The sequence below is a fragment of the Nonomuraea sp. NPDC051941 genome (genome assembly GCF_044593615.1).
Genome location: NZ_JBIUCF010000001.1, coordinates 725,094 through 737,597 on the forward strand (window position 1 = coordinate 725,094; position 12,504 = coordinate 737,597).

General features: G+C 72.1%; 9 protein-coding genes. 6 read left to right on the forward strand and 3 right to left on the reverse strand.

The window, feature by feature from the left end:
- The first annotated feature begins 7 nt into the window (after window positions 1–7).
- The 5 genes from ACIHFD_RS03305 to ACIHFD_RS03325 all read left to right on the forward strand — a co-directional run bounded on the left by ACIHFD_RS03305 (window position 8) and on the right by ACIHFD_RS03325 (window position 5,984).
- Complete coding sequence (locus ACIHFD_RS03305) at window positions 8–709, forward strand: response regulator transcription factor (RefSeq protein WP_350722270.1); 702 nt, start codon at window positions 8–10, stop codon at window positions 707–709.
- The gene (locus ACIHFD_RS03310) at window positions 706–2,061 is read left to right on the forward strand and encodes a sensor histidine kinase (RefSeq protein WP_397365353.1); all 1,356 of its coding nucleotides are present in this window, start codon (window positions 706–708) and stop codon (window positions 2,059–2,061) included. Before ACIHFD_RS03305 ends, ACIHFD_RS03310 begins: the two co-directional genes overlap by 4 nt.
- A 24-nt stretch (window positions 2,062–2,085) precedes the next feature.
- Complete coding sequence (locus tag ACIHFD_RS03315) at window positions 2,086–3,261, forward strand: glycosyltransferase (RefSeq protein ID WP_397365354.1); 1,176 nt, start codon at window positions 2,086–2,088, stop codon at window positions 3,259–3,261.
- Window positions 3,258–5,267, forward strand: coding sequence for an ArnT family glycosyltransferase (locus ACIHFD_RS03320; protein WP_397365355.1), 2,010 nt, complete (start codon window positions 3,258–3,260; stop codon window positions 5,265–5,267). Before ACIHFD_RS03315 ends, ACIHFD_RS03320 begins: the two co-directional genes overlap by 4 nt.
- 198 nt (window positions 5,268–5,465) lie before the next feature.
- Window positions 5,466–5,984 (forward strand): N-acetylmuramoyl-L-alanine amidase, encoded by a 519-nt coding sequence (locus tag ACIHFD_RS03325; RefSeq protein WP_397365356.1) that lies wholly within the window; start codon window positions 5,466–5,468, stop codon window positions 5,982–5,984.
- 18 nt (window positions 5,985–6,002) lie between these two features.
- Here the strand turns inward: ACIHFD_RS03325 and ACIHFD_RS03330 are convergent, their stop codons facing one another.
- From ACIHFD_RS03330 to ACIHFD_RS03340, 3 genes are read right to left on the reverse strand one after another with little or no spacing between them, the layout of a single operon-like run.
- Window positions 6,003–7,937: a peroxidase family protein gene (locus ACIHFD_RS03330; protein ID WP_397365357.1), complete on the reverse strand. Its 1,935-nt coding sequence runs from the start codon at window positions 7,935–7,937 to the stop codon at window positions 6,003–6,005.
- 47 nt (window positions 7,938–7,984) lie between these two features.
- On the reverse strand, window positions 7,985–8,914 hold the full coding sequence (locus tag ACIHFD_RS03335; protein WP_397365358.1) for an acetoacetate decarboxylase family protein: 930 nt from the start codon (window positions 8,912–8,914) through the stop codon (window positions 7,985–7,987).
- Complete coding sequence (locus tag ACIHFD_RS03340; protein WP_397365359.1) at window positions 8,911–9,972, reverse strand: hypothetical protein; 1,062 nt, start codon at window positions 9,970–9,972, stop codon at window positions 8,911–8,913. The genes ACIHFD_RS03335 and ACIHFD_RS03340 overlap by 4 nt, the downstream gene beginning before the upstream one ends.
- Before the next feature lie 157 nt (window positions 9,973–10,129).
- On the opposite strand from ACIHFD_RS03340, the gene ACIHFD_RS03345 reads away from it, so the two are divergent.
- Window positions 10,130–12,502, forward strand: coding sequence for a GMC family oxidoreductase (locus ACIHFD_RS03345; RefSeq protein WP_397365360.1), 2,373 nt, complete (start codon window positions 10,130–10,132; stop codon window positions 12,500–12,502).
- Window positions 12,503–12,504: the final 2 nt, after the last annotated feature.

A 12,504-nucleotide genomic window follows, 5' to 3' on the forward strand; every position in this document is an offset into this window, starting at 1 on the left:
TTGTCGCATGAGTGAGCCCGCACGGTTGCTGGTGGTGGACGACGAGCCCGCGTTGCGCGAGGCGCTGCAGTCGAGCCTGGAGTTCGAGGGCTACAAGGTCGTCACGGCCAACGACGGGCAGGCGGCGCTGGACGCGGTCGCGGCCGACACCTACGACGCCGTGCTGCTCGACGTCATGATGCCCCGGCTCGACGGGCTGACCGCGTGCCGGCGCCTGCGCGCCTCGGGCAACCACATCCCGGTCCTCATGCTCACCGCCCGCGACGCGGTGGGCGACCGGGTCTCGGGGCTCGACGCGGGGGCCGACGACTACCTTGTCAAGCCGTTCGAGCTGGACGAGCTGCTGGCCCGCGTCCGCGCGCTGCTGCGGCGGGGCGCGCTGAGCTCGAGCCCCGCCGAGGGCGCCGACACGCTCACGTACGGCGACCTGCGCATGGACCTGGCGACCAGAGAGGTCACGCGCGCCGACCGCCGGCTGGACCTGACGCGGACCGAGTACCTGCTGATGGAGCTGTTCCTGGCGCATCCGCGCCAGGTGCTCACGAGGGACCAGATCCTCAGCGAGGTGTGGGGGTTCGACTTCGAGCCGACGTCCAACTCGCTCGACGTGTACGTCATGTACCTGCGGCGCAAGACCGAGGCCGGGGGGCAGCCCCGCGTGATCCACACGGTGCGCGGGGTGGGGTACGTCCTACGGGCCACGCCGTGATCTGGCGCAGCCTCCGCACCCGCCTCACACTCCTGGTCACCGCGGCCGTAGCCCTGGCCATCGCGATCAGCGCGGGCGCGTGCTTCATGATCGTGCGCGGGCAGCTCTACGACCAGGTGGACCGGGATCTGAAGCACAAGGGCGACCTGCCCTGGCTCGTCAAGAACTGCCTGCCCGCGCCCGAAACCCCGGGACCCTATGGCCCGCCGCAGTCGACGCAGATCATCTACAGCGACGGTCGCCCCACCTGCTACCTGGGCTCGGCGCTCAAGATCACGCAGGAGGACCTCGACATCGCGTCGCGGGGCGGCGGGCCGCACTTCCACAACGGCTTGGCCGAGGACGGCACGCCCATGCGCATCATGACCGCCAATGTCGGCCCTGGGAGCGCCGTCATGGACGCCCGGCCGATGGGGCATCTGCAGGACACCCTGCGCAACGTCGCGTTGCTGCTCGGCTTTGTGTCCGCACTGGGAGTGCTGGGCGCCGCGACAGCGGGCCTGCTCATCGCCCGGACCGCTCTGCGTCCTGTGGGGCGCCTCACCAGAGCGGTCGAGCACATCGCCCAGACAGAGGACCTCGACACCCGCATCCCCGTCACCGGCAACGACGAGATCGCCCGGCTCTCATCCTCCTTCAACGCCATGACCACCGCCCTGGCCGGTTCCCGCGAGCGTCAGAAGCAGCTCGTCGCCGACGCCGGCCACGAGCTGCGCACCCCCCTGACCACCCTGCGCACCAACATCGACCTCCTCCTCCGCAGCGAGCAGACGGGCCGCAGCCTCGACCCCGACGCCAAGAAACGCCTGCTCACCAACGTCAAGGCCCAGTTCGCCGAGCTGTCCACGCTCGTCGCCGACCTCCTCCAGCTGGCCAGGGGCGACACAGAGCACGAGCCGCACGTCGAGCTGCCCTTCCACGAGGTCGTGACGGCGGCCGTCGAGCGGGCCAGGCTGCGCGGCGCCGAGGTGGTCAGCGACCTCAGGCCCTGGTACGTCGTCGGCAGCGCCACCTCCCTCGAACGCGCCGTGCTCAACCTCATCGACAACGCCGCGAAGTTCAGCCCAGGCGGCCAGGTCGAGGTGTCCTTGTCGCACGGCCGGCTGTCCGTGCGGGACCACGGCCCAGGGTTGCCGGAGGAGGAGCTGCCGCACGTCTTCGAGCGCTTCTGGCGCTCCCCGTCCGCCCGTGGCCTGCCCGGATCCGGGCTGGGCCTGGCGATCGTGGCGCAGGCCGTCGCGGAGGCCGGGGGAGAGGTACGTCTGGCGAACGCGCCCGGTGGTGGAGCGATCGCGACAATGGACCTTCCCGGAACTCTCATGCGTAACTCAGAATCGGATAAGTCCCGTTAAAGACCCGACCCGTGAGCTGGCTGCATGGAGATAACAGCAGTAAGGACGCGCCTGGTCGAGGTGGTCGTCCCGGTCTACAACGAGCAGCGGGCGCTCCGCGGGAGCATCACCCGGCTGCAGACGTACCTCACCGGGAACTTCCCCTACGGCTTCCGCATCACGATCGCCGACAACGCCAGCACCGACAACACCTGGCAGATCGCCACGGAGCTCTCCCAGGAGCTCCCGCACGTGCGGGCCGTGCACCTCGACGAGAAGGGCCGGGGCCGGGCGCTGCGGCTGGTCTGGTCGCAGAGCGAGGCCGACGTCGTCAGCTACATGGACGTGGACCTCTCCACCGACCTCGACGCGTTCCTCCCGCTGGTCGCGCCGCTCCTGTCCGGCCACAGCGACCTGGCCATCGGCACCCGCCTGGCCAGGGCATCGCGGGTCGAGCGGGGGCCGAAGCGCGAGTTCATCTCCCGCTCGTACAACCTGCTGCTGCGCTCGGTGATGGGGGCCGGGTTCTCGGACGCGCAGTGCGGGTTCAAGGCCGTCCGCACGGAGATCGCGCAGGCGCTGCTGCCCGGCGTCGAGGACGAGCAGTGGTTCTTCGACACCGAGCTGCTGCTGCTCGCCGAACGGCACGGGCTGCGCATCCACGAGGTGCCCGTGGACTGGGTGGACGATCCGGACAGCCGGGTCGACATCATCCAGACCGCGCTCGACGACCTGCGCGGCCTGGCCAGGGTCGCGCGTAAGACGCTGTCGGGGGCGGCCCGCATCCCGGTGCCGGCCCGGGTCCAGCGGGCCGAGCTGCCGAAGGGGATGGCCAAGCAGCTGCCCAGGTTCGCGATCGTCGGCGTGGTGAGCACGCTGGCGTACCTGGCGCTGTTCTCGCTGCTGCGGCAGATCGTCTCCCCGCTGGCCGCCAACGCGGTCGCGCTGCTGGTCACGGCCGTGGCCAACACCGCCGCGAACCGCCGCTTCACGTTCGGCGTCAAGGGCTCGGTCGGGGCGATGCGGCACCAGTTCGAGGGCCTGATCGCGTTCTTCGTCGGGCTGGCGCTCACCTCGGGGAGCCTCGCGCTGCTGCCCGCCGGCGTCTCGCACGGGGTGGAGCTGGTCGCGGTCATCATCGCCAACGCGGCGGCCACGCTCGTCCGCTTCCTGCTGCTGCGCGTGTGGGTCTTCAACCCCAGGCGGAGGACGGCACGATGACCGCCACCGCCATGCGGCCCGGGCACCGGGCCGCCACGAGCCGCAGCCTGCCCGCACGCGTCCTGCTGGGCGCCGAGGAGGACCCGCGCTGGTCGCGGCCCGCCATGTGGGCGGTGCTCGCCGCCGCGTTCGTCCTGTACGCGTGGGGGCTGAGCGGCAACGCCAACGAGTACTACGCCGCCGCCGTCCTGTCCGGCACGCAGAGCTGGAAGGCGTTCTTCTTCGGCGCGCTCGACGCCGGATCGTTCATCACCGTGGACAAGCCGCCGCTGGCGCTGTGGGTGATGGGGCTGTCCGCGCGGATCTTCGGCTACGGCACGTGGAGCATGCTGCTCCCGCAGGCCCTGGCCGGGGTGGCCGCCGTCGGCCTCGTCTACTCGGCCGTGCGCCGCGCCTGCTCCGGGAGGACGTACGCCGACGCGGCGGCCCTGGTCGCGGCCGTGGCCATGACGCTCACCCCGATCACCGTGGCGATCAACCGGGACAACAACCCCGACACGATCCTCGTGCTGCTGCTCGTGCTGGCGGCCTGGTTCTGCCTGGAGTCGCTGCGTACCGGGCGCCTGCGGTCGCTGCTGGTGTGCGCGCTCTTCGTGGGGCTGGCCTTCAACGCGAAGATGCTCCAGGCCTACCTGGTGGTGCCGGCCTTCGCGCTGGCGTACCTGCTCTGCGCCCGCGTGCCGTGGCTCAGGCGGGTGGGGCACCTGCTGGCGGCCGGTCTGGTCATGCTGGTGTCGAGCGCCTGGTGGATGGTGATCGTCGACCTCTGGCCCCGCGACTCGCGGCCGTACGTCGGCGGCTCCACGGACAACTCCGTCTGGGACCTGGTGATCGGCTACAACGGGCTCGGCCGGATCTTCGGCCAGGGCGGCGGCCCCGGCGGTGGACCCGGTGGTGGCGGTGGTGGTGGCGGCTTCGGCGGGGAGTCCGGGGCCGGGCGGCTGTTCAACGACATCCTGGCGGGGCAGATCTCCTGGCTGCTGCCGTTCTGCGTGGTGGCGCTGGCGTTCGCCGCGGTCATGCGGGTGCGCCGGATCGAGGGCCCGTCCGGGGCGGCGTGGCTGGTGTGGGGCGGCTGGCTGGTCGTCCACTACGTCGTGTTCAGCTTCTCCAGCGGCACCTTCCACCCGTACTACACCACCGCGATGGCGCCCGCCGTGGCCGCGCTGTGCGGACTGGGCGGGGTGGCCATGTGGCAGGAGTATCGCCGCTCGCGGACCTGGGCCTGGGTGCTGCCGCTGGCGGTGGCGCTGACGGGCGGCTGGTCGTTCGTGGTGCTGCGCCGCACGCCCGACTGGGCGCCGTGGCTGGCCTGGGTCGTGCTCGGGGCGACCTTGGCGGCCGTGGTGGTGCTGGTGCTGGCCAGGGTACGGGCGCAGGTGACGGTCAGGATCGCCGCCCTCGCGCTGGCGGCCACGGTGGTCGCCGGTTTGGCCGGGCCCGCCGCGTACGCCGTCACGCCGCTGGGGTCGCAGGTGAACGGGACGAACCCGACCGCCGGCCCGAATGCGGGGCAGATGGGCTTCGGCCGGATGGGCGGTCAGTTCCCGGGCGGCCAGTTCCCCGGCCGCGACTTCCCCGGCCAGACCTCCAACGGCCAGCTGCCCACCGGGCAGGACGCGGGCGACGGGACGGCACGGACCGGCCGGGCGGGCTTCATGGGCGGCGGCCCCGGCGGCGGGATGAGCGACTCCATGGTCAAGTACCTCCTGGCGAACCAGGGCAAGGCCACCTGGCTGGTCGCGGTGAACAGCGCCATGCAGGCCTCGCCGACCATCCTGTCCACCGGCAGGCCCGTGCTCGCCATGGGCGGCTTCACGGGCAGCGACGCCGCCATGACCGTGGATCGCCTCAAAGAGCTCACCTCCTCCGGGCAACTCCGCTACGTTCTGTCGGGCGGCGACCGCGGCGGTCCGGGCCGGGGCAACACCGAGGTGACCACCTGGGTCCAGCAGAACTGCAAGGCCGTGGACGGCCAGGACGGCCTCTACGACTGCGCCGCGTAACGGGAAAGGGGCGCCTTGACGGTGCCCCTACCCATCAACCAGCACATTCTCGGGCCATCTGCCCATCAAGGCCCAAGTCGCCCAAGGCAGGATGAAATATGGCCAACGATCCCGGCATCCCCGCGCGTCGCATTTCTCTCTCCCGCTCCTCTGCTGCCTAACCTGCGAAAGTCGAGCACTTAACTAGGGGGAGAGACCATGACGGTCAAGATCGTCAAGCGCAGTGCCTGGAACGCCCGCCCGCCGGCAGACCCGGACGCCGTCGTCAAGGTCCCGTGGTCGAAGCGCACCGAGTTCGTCGTCCACCACACCGAGGGACCGACGACGCAGACGCCGCGGCAGATCCAGGACTTCCACATGGACGAGCGGAGGTGGAACGACATCGGCTACAACTTCCTCGTGCGGGACGACGGCACCGTGTACGAGGGCCGAGGCTGGGACGTGCAGGGGGCCCACGCCACGGATCACAACGTCCGCGGCATCGGATGCGCCTACATCGGCCTGAACAGCCCGACCGACGCCGTGAAGATGGCGCTCCGGGCCCTGTACGACGAGGCCTGCGCCAAGGCCGGCCGTACGCTGGACAAGCGGGGCCACAGCCAGGTGGGCAACACCGACTGCCCCGGCACGAAGCTGCTGGACTGGGTGGATGCCGGCATGCCGGTCCCCGCCGCGGCGGGCGTCAATCTGCCGTCGGACGACGACCGGCTCGCCTGACGCGGCGGGGACAGCACCTCAGGCCGTGACGCCGGACCGGCGCCACGGCGCGAACGCGTTCCCCACGCGGTGCAGGGCCGGGCGCAGCTCCGGATGGTGGCGCAGGATCACGGAGGCCATGCTGCTGTTCGCGATCCAGTCCAGCCCTGCCCTCGTGTAGACGCGCTCGGCGTAGTCAGGGGTGAAGAACCTGTCGCTGTTGAGCCTCCGCGAGGCCATGAGAATGAAGACCCGGAAGGCCGTGTCGCTGAAGGCGAACCCTTCCGGGCGCTTCTCGGCGAACATGCCCACGACCAGGTCGACGTCCTCCAGCCGGTCCGCGTACACCTCGCGCAGCTCCTCCGCCAGCGTCGGGTCGTCCGTGAGCGTGTCGAACCCGCTCGCCGGCGGCAGGTTGAGCAGCCTGCGGAACTCGTTGTAGCGGGGCACGCCCAGCTCCCGGCAGCGGATCAGGTCCGTGGCCGCCAGGTCCACCAGCTTGCCGTCGGGGCGTTCGAACTCCTGCAGCAGGCGCGGGAAGTTGTGCAGGACGATCGCGCCCGGGTGCTCGGTCCCGAAGGAGTACAGCAGGTCGGCGGCGGAGATGGCCGAGGCGACCCGCAGCGCTGCGGGGCCGGACAGCTCGCGCAGCGTGGTGTCGCGGATCCGGGAGTCGTCGCGCAGGTGGCGCAGGCTGTAGTCGTCGGGGATCAGCGGGTGCATCCGGTAGACGGCCGCGAACTCCTCGGTGATGCTGAACGGCACCCCGAAGTGATCGGTGCGCGAACCCGGGATGCCGCTGATCGTCTCGCTCTGGCTGATCCTGCCCAGCGCTCTGTTGATCGGCTCGGAGGCCAGGCCCCACCAGTTGGCCCGCAGGCCGGTCACCGCCGTGGGGTGGCTGAGGACCGCGGGCGTCCACTCCACGGTGTGGATCTTGGCGACGAGCGCGGCGTTGATCAGCCTGGCGCGCTCGAACAGCTCGTCGTCGCCCCAGGCCGGATACTCGGCGTGCAGCCGCTCGCAGATGGCGTTGTGCTCGTGCTCGAACAGCCCCTGCATCATCACCAGGCCGAGCCAGAAGCCCGGTTCGCGGGTCGGGTCGGCCTTGCCGCCCGCCATCGCCCGGGTCCCGGACGGGCGATGGCGGATCCTCCCCCGGGTTCCGGTGCGCAGGGCGCGCTGCTCCTCGTCGCTCAGGCCGTAGACCAGCGACAGGTCCCACCAGTGGGTGAGGGTGTTCAGCGAGGTCGCCGGGCCCTCGTAGCCGGGTGGGCGGGTCGGGTCGGGAGGGACCCGCGGGATCGTCAGCAGGGGTTCGGGCCAGTCGTCGCCCGGCTCCAGCGGGATGGTCCACGGGTCCTCCGACGGGCTGATCCCGTGGCTGAACCAGTCCCTGATCATGAACTGCAGCCAGGTCGCGGCCAGGACGTTGAGGGAGCGCGCGGGCTGGAACTCGGTCCGCGTCATGAGCCGCCGGCTGATCGTGCGCGGGTTCGGCGTCATGACCCGCTCGGGAGGCTCGGCGTACGCGTGGTCCAACGGGACGTTCCGCCCGAACCGGGTCCCGGCCATGCCCATGGCCGGATGGTCCACGTCGTTGTACGAGCCGTCGGCTGTGCGCCGTTCGTCGTAGCCCTTTGGATCCGGGGCGGGCGGCGGCGGGCCGACGGAGGGCAGGCGGCCGGTGTCGTACAGGTTCTGTTTGCGCAGCCGGTTGCGGATGCCCACCAGGACCGCCAGGCCGAGCGGAGTGGGCAGCCGGTCCCAGCCGAAGCGGTGGTCGAGCGCCCGGGCCAGCGCGTCGTAGGCGGTCCAGAACCACGAGCGGCGATAGCCGGCCCCGGCGACCGGCGGTTCCCGCCCGGCGGGCGGCCGGACGCGTTCGGGCGCTTCGGCGCGTTCGGGCGCGGGCGCGGTGGCGTGGGCGGAGGCGGCGGTGAGGCGCGCGGCGATACGGAGTCGGTGCTTCATCGGATCTCCCCGTGGGCGGTCGGCGGCGGGTTTCTGTGAGTGGTCGGCTACGGCATCGGCGTGGCGTACTCGCGTGGCCGGGGCAGGCCCAGGAGGCGGTCCGTCGCCGCGCGGTCGGGAGGCGGCAGCCGGTCCTGCCCGAGCCCCAGCCCGACCACGGACTCCAGGCCCTCCCGGGGCGGCGGGGGCGGCGTGGCCGACGTGCGGAACCAGCCCTCCACGTGGTCGTGGAGCACCCCGCGCACGGAGGGGATGAAGGCCGTCAGGAACGGCCGGTCGCGGATGTCCAGCCGCTTCAGCCAGTCCGCCCGCTCGTGGTCGCCGAGCAGGAGCCGGCTCTCCGGGCCGCCGCCCCACGACAGGCCCATCCGGCCCCAGAGCGTGACGGACGACTTCCAGAGCATCCCGCGGAAGGAGGCGTAGCCGATGCCGGTGAACCGCATCGGCAGCCACGCCCGCGGCGGGCGCGGCACGTCCACGCGCATGACCAGTCGCCCGTCGAGGTCGTACTGGCTGCTGACCGTGGACCCGTCGGTGACGAAGTCGAGCGAGGCCCGCCGCTTGGGCATGCCCCAGATGCCGAGGCCGCCCTTGACGGAGATCTCGGTGCTCACCGGCATGTCGCCGATGTGGACGCCGGTGCCGAAGGCCGAGCGGAACAGCAGCGGGAGCAGCGGTGGGGCGGGCCGGCCGCCCGGCGTGCACAGGATCCCGGTGCAGAACTCCACGTACGTGCCGATCGGGGTGTCCTGGTAGTCCACGACCGCGATCAGCAGCACTCCCTCGCCGCGGATCCGGTACGGGCTCAGCTCCTCCGGCAGCGCCTCACGCGCGCCGCGCGGGTCGATCGGGTAGGCGGCGATGAGCGCCGGGCTGCTCCGCGTCCCCACCGGCATCCGGAACGGGATGCCGTCCACGTTGGCGAATCGGCCGGCGACTCTGCCGGCTGGGCGCCGGCGTCGTGCGGTGAAGGTCATCGGTCCCCCCTGTGCCGGGCCGGCGTGCCGGCCAGCTCCTCGATGATCAGCGGAAAGACGTCGCGGTGGGCGCGCTCGCCGAAGAACACGTCCAGATGGCTGTATCCGCAGAGAAGGTGCAAGGAGTGGTGGGGGGCGAAGCGGGAGAAGAAGTCGTAGGACCGGCGCTGGCTCTCCGGGAGGAAGCAGCGGTTCAGCTCGCCCGCCAGGAAGACGATCCGGGCGTCGGTACGCGGTTCCTGCGCCGTGTAGTCGTCCGGCAGGCCGTCGATGTGCTCGTAGCTGACCAGATGGCCGCTGCGCACGCATTTGTCCATCTGCCGGAAGAAGGTCAGCGGCACCGGGCCGAACTCGTGCGGGATCCAGAGGTCGTGCGTGGCCGCGCCGAGGTTCTCGTGCCGCCACAACGCGGGGCACCCGCTGCCGTACGTGAAGCTGACCAGCTTGCACACCGTGCTCCCGCACTCGGCGTGGGCGGCCTTGACCAGCTGCGTGATCAGCGCGGCCGCGCCCGGAGGCGGGTGGTCGCCCCAGGACGGGTCGAGGTAGGGCAGGAACCTGCGCGTGACCGGCACCGCGTACCGGAGCTTGGCCCGCGACCAGCGCGGCACGACCGGGTGCAGGGACACCGCGTTCGTGATGATCGTGTCGACCTGGGGCACCAGGCCCGCGCACGCGGACATCATGAACGAGGTCGAGCCCTGGCAGTGGATGATCGCCTTGATCCGGTCGGCCCCGGTCTCCTCGACGACCTTGCGCACCGCGGCGGGGTGGTCGTATCCCGCCGCCTGGTCGAGGGTCCACGGGTTGGGCGGCAGGTCGATGCTGGCCCGCCAGTCCTCCAGCCAGACGTCGTAGCCCTGAGAGACGAGCATGTCGACGATGCTGGCGGGCACCGGCGCACGGAACACCTTGGACCGGACCCCCGCGCCGTGCACGAGGAGGACCGGGGCCTTGGCCGGCGGGGCGTGCCCGCGCACGTTGACGAGGCGCAGGTTCTTGCCGTCTCCGGCGGTGAAGGGTACGACGCGTTCGTGTGTAGCGGGTCGTCCATGCATACCGATCGCCACGATCTCGGGCCGCTGCCGGCCCCGGGCCGGCAGACCTGGTCTGGACTCCTGGACTTCCTGGTTCCGGTGCTCAGCTCACCGATCGGTTACTCTTGCATTCTACATCTCCCCGACTTTTCGGACCTGTCCGGACGAGGGAGAGACAATGCGCCATAACGGTTCTGACCAGGCAAGACGTCCTGCCCGCGAGCACGCCGACGTCGTCGTGGTGGGCTCGGGGTTCGGCGGCGCCGTGGCGGCCTACCGGTTCGCGGAAGCGGGGCTGCGGGTGGTCGTGCTGGAGCGCGGCCGGTCGTACCCGCCGGGGTCGTTCCCGCGCGCGCCCGCCGCGATGGCGCGCAACCTGTGGGACCCGAGCGAGGGCCTGTACGGCCTGTTCGACCTGTGGAGCTTCCGCGGGCTCGGCGCGGCCGTCTCCAGCGGGCTCGGCGGCGGCTCCCTCATCTACGCCAATGTGCTGCTGCGCAAGCCGGAGCGGTGGTTCGTGAAGGAGAGCCCGCTGCCCGGCGGCGGCTACGAGCACTGGCCCGTCACGCGGGCCGACCTCGACCCGCACTACGACGCCGTGGAGCGGATGCTCCAGCCCCAGCGCTACCCCCTCGGCCAGCCGCCGTACGACACCACGGCCAAGACCCTCGCCATGCGCGAGGCGGCCGGGCGGCTGGGACTGGAGTGGGAGCTGCCGCCGCTGGCCGTCGCCTTCGCCCCGGAGCCCGGCGGCCATCCCGCTCCCGGGCTGCCCATCCCGGACCCGGAGTACGGCAACCTGCACGGCCTGCCGCGTACGACGTGCCGGCTGCGCGGCGAGTGCGACCTCGGCTGCAACGACGGCGCCAAGAACTCCCTCGACCACACCTACCTGTCGGCGGCCCGGCACGCCGGCGCCGACCTGCGCACCCTGCACGAGGTACGGTGGCTCGCCCCCGCTCCCGGCGGCGGCTACGCCGTGAGCTACGTGGTGCACGAACCGCGCGAGGACCGGCGGCGGGTCAACACCCGGCGGCTGCCCCAGCGCACGATCACCTGTGACCGGCTCGTCCTGGCCGCGGGCACGCTCGGGACGACGTACCTGCTGCTGACCTGCGCTTCGGAGTTCCCCGGCCTGAGCCCCATGCTCGGGGCCCGCTTCAGCGGCAACGGCGACCTCCTCACGCTGGTCACGGACGCCCGCGACGGCGCGGGCCGCCACCGCTCGCTGGAGGGCAGCCGCGGACCGGTGATCACCAGCGCCATCCGGGTGCCGGACGCGGCCGACTCGGGGCACGGGGACCGCCGGGGCTTCCTGGTCGAGGACGCGGGCTACCCGCCCTTCGCCGAGTGGCTGGGGGAGTTCGCGGGGGTGCGCGGCCAGGCCAGGAGGGCCGGCAGGTTCGTGCTGCGCAGGATCGGGGCCCTGCTGAGCCACTCGCCGAGCAGCCGGATCAACGCCGAACTGGCCGCGCTGCTCGGCGACGGGCACCTGTCCGACGGGTCGCTGGGCCTGCTCGGCATGGGCCGCGACGTCCCCGACGGCGTCATGCGCCTGCGCCGCGGCTACCTCGACGTCGACTGGACGACCGCCACGTCCATGCCGTACTTCACCACGATGCGCGGGGTCATGCGGGACATGGCGCGGGTCCTGCGGGCCGGCTACCGCGACAACCCCCTGTGGCTGGCCCGCAAGGTGATCACGGTGCACCCGCTCGGCGGCGCCCCGATGGGCCGCCACCCCGCGGAGGGCGTCGTGGACGAGTACGGCGAGGTGTTCGGGCATCCGGGCCTGTACGTCCTGGACGGGGCCTGCGTGCCCGGCCCGGTCGGCGTCAACCCCTCGCTGACCATCGCCGCGATCTCGGACCGGGCCTGCGAGCACGTCCTGGAGACCGCGCCCCGGACGGCGGCGCGGCGCGCCGGGGTCTCGTCCGGCCTGAGCTTCACCGAGGAGATGCGCGGCCACGTCATGCCCGGCTCCGCCGACCCGGAGGAGGGCGAGCGGCTGGGACGCGCGAACGGGCACCCGCTGGCGGTCCACCTGACCATCACCGCCGGCGACGTCGAGCGGTTCGTGGCCGACGCCGGGCACGAGGCGTCCGCCGCCGGGTGGGTGACCTGTCCCGTGCTCGGCGGCGGCCGCCTGCGGGTGGAGGGCGGGTCGTTCAACCTGTTCGTGGCGGGAGAGGACCCGGCCCGGCGGCGCATGCTCTACCGCCTGCACTTCACCGGCGACGGGGACGCTCCGCTGACGCTCACCGGGGTCAAGGACGTGCACGACGACCCCGGGGCCGACATGTGGTCCGACACCTCCACCCTGTACGTCCGGATCCTGCGCGGGCACACCCGCCCGGCGGACGACGCGGAGGCCGAGGTGGTCGCCGCGGGGATCATCCGCATCCACCTGCCGGACTTCCTGCACCAGCTGACGACGTTCCGCACGTGGGGGCCCGACGGGGCCGCGGGGCTGGTGCGGTTCGGCCGGCTGTTCCTGGGCGAGTTGTGGGAGGCCTACCACGACCTCGCGGCGGGATCGCGGGTCCCCTGACG

Bases quoted from the DNA above. Each gene is read 5' to 3' on its own strand.
- ACIHFD_RS03305 (WP_350722270.1), top strand. From the start codon at position 8: ATGAGTGAGCCCGCACGGTTGCTGGTGGTGGACGACGAGCCCGCGTTG.
- ACIHFD_RS03315 (WP_397365354.1), top strand. From the start codon at position 2,086: ATGGAGATAACAGCAGTAAGGACGCGCCTGGTCGAGGTGGTCGTCCCG.
- ACIHFD_RS03320 (WP_397365355.1), top strand. From the start codon at position 3,258: ATGACCGCCACCGCCATGCGGCCCGGGCACCGGGCCGCCACGAGCCGC.
- ACIHFD_RS03325 (WP_397365356.1), top strand. From the start codon at position 5,466: ATGACGGTCAAGATCGTCAAGCGCAGTGCCTGGAACGCCCGCCCGCCG.
- ACIHFD_RS03330 (WP_397365357.1), bottom strand. From the start codon at position 7,937: ATGAAGCACCGACTCCGTATCGCCGCGCGCCTCACCGCCGCCTCCGCC.
- ACIHFD_RS03335 (WP_397365358.1), bottom strand. From the start codon at position 8,914: ATGACCTTCACCGCACGACGCCGGCGCCCAGCCGGCAGAGTCGCCGGC.
- ACIHFD_RS03340 (WP_397365359.1), bottom strand. From the start codon at position 9,972: ATGCATGGACGACCCGCTACACACGAACGCGTCGTACCCTTCACCGCC.
- ACIHFD_RS03345 (WP_397365360.1), top strand. From the start codon at position 10,130: ATGCGCCATAACGGTTCTGACCAGGCAAGACGTCCTGCCCGCGAGCAC.